Annotated in this window: 6 protein-coding genes; all 6 read left to right on the top strand. The window is 48.2% G+C overall.

Annotated elements, in window-relative coordinates; genetic code table 11:
- Nucleotides 1–348 precede the first annotated feature (348 nt).
- The 6 genes from KKE17_13520 (at nucleotide 349) to KKE17_13495 (ending at nucleotide 8,551) form a co-directional block, all read left to right on the top strand.
- Nucleotides 349–849: a hypothetical protein gene (locus tag KKE17_13520; protein ID MBU1711016.1), complete on the top strand. Its 501-nt coding sequence runs from the start codon at nucleotides 349–351 to the stop codon at nucleotides 847–849.
- A gap of 122 nt (nucleotides 850–971) precedes the next feature.
- Nucleotides 972–2,249: an outer membrane beta-barrel protein gene (locus KKE17_13515; protein ID MBU1711015.1), complete on the top strand. Its 1,278-nt coding sequence runs from the start codon at nucleotides 972–974 to the stop codon at nucleotides 2,247–2,249.
- A gap of 105 nt (nucleotides 2,250–2,354) precedes the next feature.
- Entirely contained in the window at nucleotides 2,355–3,173 is an 819-nt protein-coding gene (locus tag KKE17_13510; GenBank protein ID MBU1711014.1) for an SLBB domain-containing protein, read from the top strand.
- A gap of 95 nt (nucleotides 3,174–3,268) precedes the next feature.
- A complete protein-coding gene (locus KKE17_13505; protein ID MBU1711013.1) occupies nucleotides 3,269–5,485 on the top strand; it encodes a polysaccharide biosynthesis tyrosine autokinase in 2,217 nt (738 codons plus the stop codon).
- Nucleotides 5,478–6,194: a tyrosine protein phosphatase gene (locus tag KKE17_13500; GenBank protein ID MBU1711012.1), complete on the top strand. Its 717-nt coding sequence runs from the start codon at nucleotides 5,478–5,480 to the stop codon at nucleotides 6,192–6,194. Before KKE17_13505 ends, KKE17_13500 begins: the two co-directional genes overlap by 8 nt.
- Before the next feature lie 2 nt (nucleotides 6,195–6,196).
- A complete protein-coding gene (locus KKE17_13495; protein ID MBU1711011.1) occupies nucleotides 6,197–8,551 on the top strand; it encodes an O-antigen ligase family protein in 2,355 nt (784 codons plus the stop codon).
- The last annotated feature ends 288 nt before the right edge of the window (nucleotides 8,552–8,839 follow it).

Raw genomic sequence — 8,839 nt, 5'->3', positions numbered from 1 at the left:
TAAGGAAATCATCTTCTACTGCGCCTGACCTGCGGAGGGAAGCGCTGCCGGTCAGGCAGTAAAATTTGCCGAACAGGGTTTCACAAATACCAAAGCACTTCTGGGTGGTGTTACCGCCTGGAAGGAGGCCGGATTGCCCATTCTCTAATTTGTGCATCTTCGACTTTGATTAACCGCGTCCAAAAGGTCTTTGGCTGTACCTTTGATGACTTGAGTCAGAATTGGCCAAGATTCTGTTTCTCCGTCAAAAAATATTGCATTTCATTCAAGATAAAAGTAGAAATGGTTTATCAGGATTAAGAACAGCAGATATTCCATCTTCAATTCTAACAGAAAAATGGTTTTTATATGAACAATCTGACCCGCATCATATTGCTTGCCTGGATTTTGACCTTTGTCGCTGTCGTATGCGCAACTTCAGCCATAGCCATGACCGACCGGGAATTCGTCGCGGCTGTTGAACAAAAAGGACTGCAACGAGCTATTCCCCTCGCCCTTTCCGAGGGAAAAAGCCTGGAGGGCATTATTGCAGCCGCCCTGAGTATTAAAGGAATGTCCCCAGAAACTGTCTTGTTGGCACTTTTTCAAGCCGGCGCAAGTAAGGAGGAAGTTATTAATGCCGCTTATGCCCAAGGAGTGTTGGCCACAGACATCGTCTCTGCCTCCAGACAGTATGCCAGCCTGCTGAATCGCCCAGAAGGTGATACCACGATGGAATCCCCAACCTTGGCCCCCGAACCCTCCAGGCCGTCGTCCCGTCCGTCGATAATCCCGGCTGCAGTCGCAGGACAGCTCAACAGGGTAAATTCCAGGCCTCCCGAACCATTTACCAGTCCCTCTACATTTTAAAATATGAGTGTGAAGAAGACCGGTGGTTCATCTGCCGCTTGCTTCGCTTCCTATGCTTTTTACGAATCATTAATAAAATCTAACTTAAATAGTATACAACTACTCCACTCCGGCTAATTAAAATGAAACAGATTATAAGCGCTATAACGATATTGATCCTGACGATGTTCTGCACCCCTTTGTTTGCAGCTGATGACGATCAGGACAAAAAAGACACCGACCTTGAGACAAATGATATTTTTTCCGCCCGAAGCGGCTACATTCATCCGTTCCTGTCCATCGGCGCAAAGAACTCGGACAATATCACCAACACTAAAGACGACACCATCGACGACTGGAGCACCATCTATTCGCCCGGGATATGGGTAACAACAACCCCGAAACATGATATTTTCCTCAATCTCAACACTTCCAACACTTCCCCGGGCGGCCGGTTCCAGGAAGTTGACAAGCAGGAGACCTTCAGCCGGTTCCAGGCCTATGCCCTGTATGCCGCCACAATCGAAGAATACAGTTCACACTCAGAACGGGACACTACCAAACAGGCAGCAGAGGCATCTTTGCAGGCTAATCTGCCAGGGAGCCTTTCCTTTGATGTGTTCGGCAAATACACCGACTCTGAAGATCCAATGGGCACCGGTGACTCCACGGAGATCGAGAAATATACAAACAATCTCTACGGGACAATCCTGCAATATGATTTTACTGAAAAATTCAGCATCCGCGCTGAATACAGTCAATTTTATCTTGATTACGACCTGGAGATCAGCAAAGGAAAAAACCGAGAAGACAGCTCTTATGGCGCATATTTCTTTTATAATTACTCCCCGAAGACCTCTCTTTTCATTCAGTACGAAAACATTGCTGTATCCTATGAAACCAATACCACCCAGGACAGTGATCAGAATTATATTTACGCCGGCCTGAAATGGCGTAGCGCAGAAAAGACCAGCTTCAAGGGAAAAGTAGGCTACATTGATCGTTCAAGCGACAATCCTCTCGCCCCCAGCAAGACAGGTGCGGTGATGGAAATAACCGTTGAACACGATTTTACGGCCAAGACCGGAATCCAATTCCTGGCCTCCCATAAATTGAATGAGTCGACGATTTCCACCTCTGCCTATTCCACCGACACTACCGTACAGCTGTCCGTCAATAAAAATTTTACTGAAAAAATCGATTCCATCCTTTACCTCGGCTACACCAGGACGGATTTTGAAGGCAATGCCGGAATCGGCAGGTCCGATGACGTTTTCTCCATTACCCCTGTTTTTCGTTATACCTTCACAAAGTGGTTGCAGGCCGAGGCAGAGTTTAGTCACACGGAACGCGACTCGGATGTAACTGCCTTCGACTACAAGACCAATACCTTCTATCTCCGTTTGAATGCCGGGTTATAACCTCCGGAATCCATGTAATCCACTAATTCACGGAATACGACTGCTCCGCGCTAAGCATTATCCTTTGTAGTCTGCAACCTTATAATTTATACAATGAGTAAGTCGATGCGCAGATATTTTTTTCAGTCACATTATCCCCACCCTCTCCTGGCAGCATTGCTTTTTTTCCTGCTGATCCTGCCTTCCGAACCGCTGCACGCCGGGGATTATACGGTAGGCCAGGATGATGTACTGAAAATCAGTGTTTACGATCACCCGGATCTTCAGACCACCGTTCGGGTTAACGGCAGTGGCCAGATCCAGATGCCACTAATCGGCTATGTTGACGTAGGCGGATTGAACATTTCTCAGGTTTCAAACAAGTTGGCAGGTTTACTTGCCGACGACTACATCGTTAACCCGCAGGTCAATGTTTTCATTGAGGAGTATGGCAGCAATAAGGCGGTGATCCTCGGCATGGTCCATAAACCGGGATTATATGAGTTGAGCGGTTCCACAACCTTGCTTGAATTGATTTCCCAGGCTGGCGGGACCACTGAAGGCGCAGGCAACATTGTCACCATCAAACGCGCCGGGATTTCGGATAAAACCAGCATTCTCACAATTAATCTAGAGGCTCTGATGAAGAACGGAGATATCTCCCAGAACATCCAGATCAACAACAAGGATAATGTATATATTCAAAGGGCTGGGATGTGTTATGTCACCGGTGAAGTAAAAAGCCCCAATGCATACAAGATCGACGATGACACTACAGTGCTGAAGGCCATCACCCTGGCCGCAGGTTTTACCGGCAAGGCAGCAAAAGGCAAAATTCGAATCATCCGAATCACCGGCGGAGAAAAAACCGAACTCAACGATGTCAAGCTGGATACCCGGGTACTCCCGGATGATGTCATTGTGGTACAGGAAAGTTTTTTCTGATCTTTTGCGATGCGCACCACTCTTCTGATCAGAGCCAGAAAACAGTCTGTTCTGATTGATGCCCCAATAACCTTATTTTTTTTAATCGATAATCCATGACCCCTCCCCCGGAAGAACACATTCTAGAAGAAGAAATCAGTCTGCGCGATATCGTTCAGGTTTTCAGAAAACGCAAGGGCGTGATGATGACTTTTATCTTCATTACCATGGCCATCGGCCTCTTGGGCACCCTGACCGCCACTCCCTACTATATGGCAAGTGTCCAGATGCTTATTGAACGCAACTTGGACACGGCAGTCCAGGGGAAAGAATCTCTTCCTTATGAACCAGACTTTCTTGGAACCCAGGTCAGTATCATTCAGAGTCCTAATGTTGTCGGCAGGGTCGTAAAAAAACTTGGCCTCGATACCAGATACCGTCATTTCTTTATTCAGCAAGACAGTCCGTCATTCAGGAAATTCCTGATATCATGGATCAAAGAAACGATTCAATCAATCATGCCTGCCATGAGCAGCAGCAAAATCACCAACCCCTTTGATGATGCTCAAACTCCCAGCGATTCTGACACCATCACCGCCATGATCCAAAACAGGTTAACCGCCACCCCCCTGCGCAACACCAAAATCGTCACCATCACTTACCTTGATGAAAATCCCTTCCTTGCCCAACTGGTCGCCAATGCCCTGGCCGATGCCTATATGAATGAAATGCTTGAAATCAAAATGAATTCGAGCAATTACGCTATTAAGTGGATGGCCAGCAAAGCCGAGGAAGAGCAGAAAAAACTCGAAGAATCAGAACGGAAGCTGCAACTGTATACCCGTGAGCACGATATTGTAACCTTAGAGAATAAAATAACCATCCTGCCTCAAAGGCTGGATGAATTCAGCCGGGAACTTTCCAGAGCTCAGGTCGCCCGGCGCGAACTTGAAGAAGTGTACAACCAGATCCAGGGGGCCGGTGACAACTTATCCGCCCTTGAGGCCATCCCGCTCCTTGCCGCCAATAAAACCCTGCAATCACTGCAGGACCAGTCCCTTAAAATCGAACAGCACATTTCCGAACTCTCAAAGAAATACGGCCCCAAGCACCCCCTTATGATCAAGGCCATCAGTGAACGACAACTTCTCTTACAGGAAAAGAAAAACGAAATACAGAAAATCATCAGAACCACGAAAAACGATTATGATTTATCGCTTTCCCGCGAAAAAAACATTCAAGCCCTGCTGACCAGTACCAAACAGGAACTGCTGAACCTGAAGGAGCGTTTCACCCAGCATGATATCCTGAAGCGGGATATCGACACCAACCGGGTTCTTTATAATGCGCTCATAACTCGAACCAAGGAACAGGGTGCCAGTACCCAGACCCAGACAATTAATCTCTGGGTGGTGAAAAAAGCTGAACTCCCAATCACTCCGTCCAAACCACGCAAAATGCTCATAATGTCCCTGGCTTTAATGCTGGGAATTCTGGGAGGAATTTTCATTGCCTTTTTACTCGAAAATCTGGACAACACCATAAAATCACCGGAAGAAGTGGAGCTTCGCACCAATCTTCCTATTCTGGGAGTTATCAATAAGCATGATACCAAAAATCAGCCCATCGAGACCCTGGTTCGTAATGACCCCAAAAGCCAACTTGCTGAAAATTACCGTTCCATCCGCTCCCAGGTTCTCCTTTCCTCTGCGGACCATCCCCCTAAAAGCATACTTTTCTGCAGCGGCTCTCCCGGAGAAGGTAAAACTACCACGGTAGCCAATTTCGCAAGCATTCTGGCCCTGACCAATAGCTCCGTTCTGATCATCGACTGCGATATGCGCAAGCCCAGACTGCATAAAATATACGAGATTCCCAATTCAATGGGCCTCAGCAATTATCTCACCGGCACCTGTGATGAGGCCCCGATTATTGCGGCCCCCGGTCAAAATTTCCATATCATTCCCTCGGGACCGATTCCTCCGAATCCTTCCGAATTAATGACCTCCGGCCGCATGCGGCAATTGCTCAATGAAATGAAAGCCCAATACGATTTCGTCCTTTTTGATTCTCCGCCGGTGATGGGCGTGACCGACAGCCAGATTCTAAGCTCACTGGTAGACGGCACGATCCTGGTGGTCAGAGCAGGGAAAACGACCTGGGAACAATTGCACCACACTGCAAAAATGTTTAACAACGTCAAGGCGCAACTCCTTGGGGTGGTCCTGAACGGAATGAAACCTGACAAGGGCCACGGCTACTATTATTATCAAGGTTATTACGCTTACGGCAAGGATGAACAAAACTCTGTGGAATCGTCGCATCATGATTGATATCCACGCCCATATCCTTCCCGGGCTGGATGACGGTCCAAGCGATAAGGCAGACGCTCTGATGATAGCCGACATGGCGGCCAGGGACGGCATAAAAATCATAATCGCCACCCCACATATCCACATGGATACAAAAATTACTCCTTCATTGGTTAAGACACAGGTCGCCGCCTTCAATGACCTGCTGTATAAAGAAAAAATCAATATTTCCGTGCTGGCAGGCGGCGAGATTGCCTTTTCTTCTTCAATGAATACCCCTGCTGGATTTTGCCTCCATAAAGGCCCCTATCTCCTGGTCGAATTTCCGCACACCCACCTTCCCGACTCAGCCGCCGAATGGCTCTATCAACTACAACTTCAAGGCTTTTTGCCCATTATTGCACACCCTGAACGTAATCCCGCGGTGATTCGCGATCCTGGTCTGCTCATCAAGCTCCTGGTTCCCGGGGTTTTCGCCCAGATCACCGCAGAAAGCGTAACCGGTGGTTTCGGATCGCAGATTCAGCAATGCGCTCATTACCTGCTGCGCCTTGGCGCGGCTCACTTTATTGCCACCGATACCCATTCTCCGGACTTCCGAAAGCCCTGCCTTTCCAAAGCCAGAAAAATAGCGGCAAAAATCATCGGCAAGGCAGCAGCTGAAAAACTCGTAAGTGATCATCCCGCCGCCGTTATACAAGGCGAAAATTTACCGGACTTCGGAGGTTGACAGTGCACTCCGTTTCGTTCCGGCTCTTTGTTTTTATCCTGTTTTTCTGCCCTCTTGCCTTTGGCACCGTCGAACCCTGGTCACTGACGGTCATGGAGTTACTGGCACCCCTCGCCCTCCTCTTTCTGCTCCTGAGCTGCAACAGCCGGCAAAAATGGTATACCGTTCCCGGACTGTTACCCCTGGTCTGCTTTCTAAGTTTTCTTGCATTGCAAACCGTGCCCCTGCCCGCTCTGCTGATCAAGGTTCTTTCCCCTGCCGCCCACAGGGTATACAAGCCGGTGATCGATCTGGCCGGCGGCAATATTTTTCTGCCTCTTTCCATCAATGTTAATGCCACGGTTGCTGAATTCTTTCGCTTTTTCGCATACGGCTGCTTCTATATATTGACTGTGCAACTCCTTTCCGAATACAGCCGCTTGCGCAGAACCCTGCTCTTGGTGCTTGGCCTGGCCGGGACAATCTCCTTTTTTGCCATTCTCCAGAAATTTACTGCCGAGAACCTGATCTTCTGGTTCCGACCTGCGCCTGGTAATGTCATACCAACCGGGCCCTGGATCTATCGTAACCATTTTGCCGGATTCATTGAAATGCTGCTGCCGCTTAATCTTGCTTTTTTTCTCCATTACCGGCCAAGAATCCACTATGCAATGTCATGGCGTGAAAAAATACTTTCTATTTTCAATCTGCCCCATGCCAATCTTCATATCCTCCTCGGCTTCAGTTGCCTGCTCATGGTTGTATCCCTTTTTGTCAGTCTTTCACGGGGCGGGATAATCAGTGCCAGCATTGCGCTTATTTTCCTTGTCCTGTTCCTTTCCGGATTGGGTCTCCTGCAGCGGAAAATGATATTTGCCATGGCAGCCGGCTTGTCAGTGGTATTGGCCGTGGCCTGGTTCGGTTGGCAACCGATTCTTAATCGTTTTGGAAATATACTGAATGCCGGGGTAATCTTTGATCCACGCTTTCTGATCTGGAAGGATTCACTGCCGATTATTCGGGATTTCCCTCTTTTTGGCGCCGGTTTCGGAACCTATGTTCATCTCTTTCCACGCTATCGGAATTTTTTCACAGACCATAGTCTTCCTGATCATGCTCATAACGACTATATTGAGCTGCTTACTGATGGCGGCATTATCGGTCTCCTGCTTGCTGGATGGTTTCTGTTTGCAATTTTCCGCGCTGCATGGCAACGGATCCGCATCAGGCAGGATTCGTTCAGCCTCCTCATTTTTTACGGAGTCTGCTGCGGCATCATCGCCCTGCTGCTGCACAGTGTCACTGATTTCAACATGCATAACGGCGCCAACGGCCTCTATTTCTTTTTTCTCTGCGGCCTGCTGGTATCAACAGCCACTACTCGCCGTTATGGGAGAACACGCAAAACCTATCTTGACCACCAACCAGCGCCTTTAATCCGACTTGGCACTCCGGTAGCCCTGATCTGTGTCGGAGCCTTGCTGTTCAACCTTGGACAGGCCAAAGCCCATATCCACTTTCGACCTCTTGCAGACACCTACCTGAACCACAGGATCCCCCCCGATCGGCTTATTGCCTGGCGTCAACAAATAACCCAGGCCATGACTGCCGCTCCCCTGGATGCAGAGTACCCCTTTGCAAGAGCCGGGATTGAATCTTTTCTGAATAATTTTGACAATGCACGCACCTACTACATCAAGGCCTTACGCCTCAATCCTACCAATGCCGATTACCTGCTGCGCACAGGGTTGTACCTGGAAAGCATAAATCCCGAAGCTGGACAAATGCTGCTTACAGCTTCAATTAACTCCAATCCCCATAATGCCCAGGCCTATAAAGCACAAGCCGCTCGTTTACTGCAAACCGGCAGGATTGTTGAAGGCCTGGCCCAACTGCGTAACGCTCTTGCTCTTGAACCTGATCGGCTTCCAGAGTTCATTGCCATAACTCAAATTTACAATTTGGACATATCCGCTATCGAACAGATTCTGCCTCATCGGGTCCAACCGTACCTTTTTTTTGCATCGTATCTTGCGGAACTGAACGATATTGAAATGGCTGGCCATTACTATCGGCAAGCCATGTTACAGCTAGACAGAGAGAAAGAAATTCTCCCTGTTTTTTTTCTCACCCCGTATAATTTTTTTGTAAAAAACAAACAGTATGAACAAGCCCTGGCCTTTCTTCGTCAGGGGATTGAATACCTGCCAGAGCAGGCTGAATTAAGACTCCGGGCGGGTGATGTCTACCATAAACTCGGCATAGATTATCGAGCCGAGGAAGAATATCGGCAGGCCCTGGCAATTAATCCGAAAAACCGAGAGGCCTCGGATTGGCTGCGAAAAAAAGGAAACCAAACAACCGCAGAATTTGAATAAAAGATAAACACCAAAAAATGATGCCCTCACCCAATAAAGGATGAAGGCATTTATAAAAATAAATTCGGCGGCGACTGGGACCCCCACAGTCGAAACCCCGTTCAGACCACCCGCGCTGAAAAGATTAACTTCCGTGCTCGCTCCTTTTCTTCCGGTAATTTCTTAAAAATACGCAAAAAAAAATGCCCTCACCCAGTAAAGGATGAAGGCATATATAAAAAAGAATTCGGCGGCGACCTACTCTCCCACACAGTCACCCATGCAGTACCATCGGCGCTGAGAAGCTTA

The organism is Pseudomonadota bacterium (genome assembly GCA_018823135.1).
Lineage (GTDB): Bacteria > Desulfobacterota > Desulfobulbia > Desulfobulbales > CALZHT01 > JAHJJF01.
Note: the sequence above shows the minus strand (reverse complement) of the source record. Positions and strands in the feature narration are given on the sequence as shown.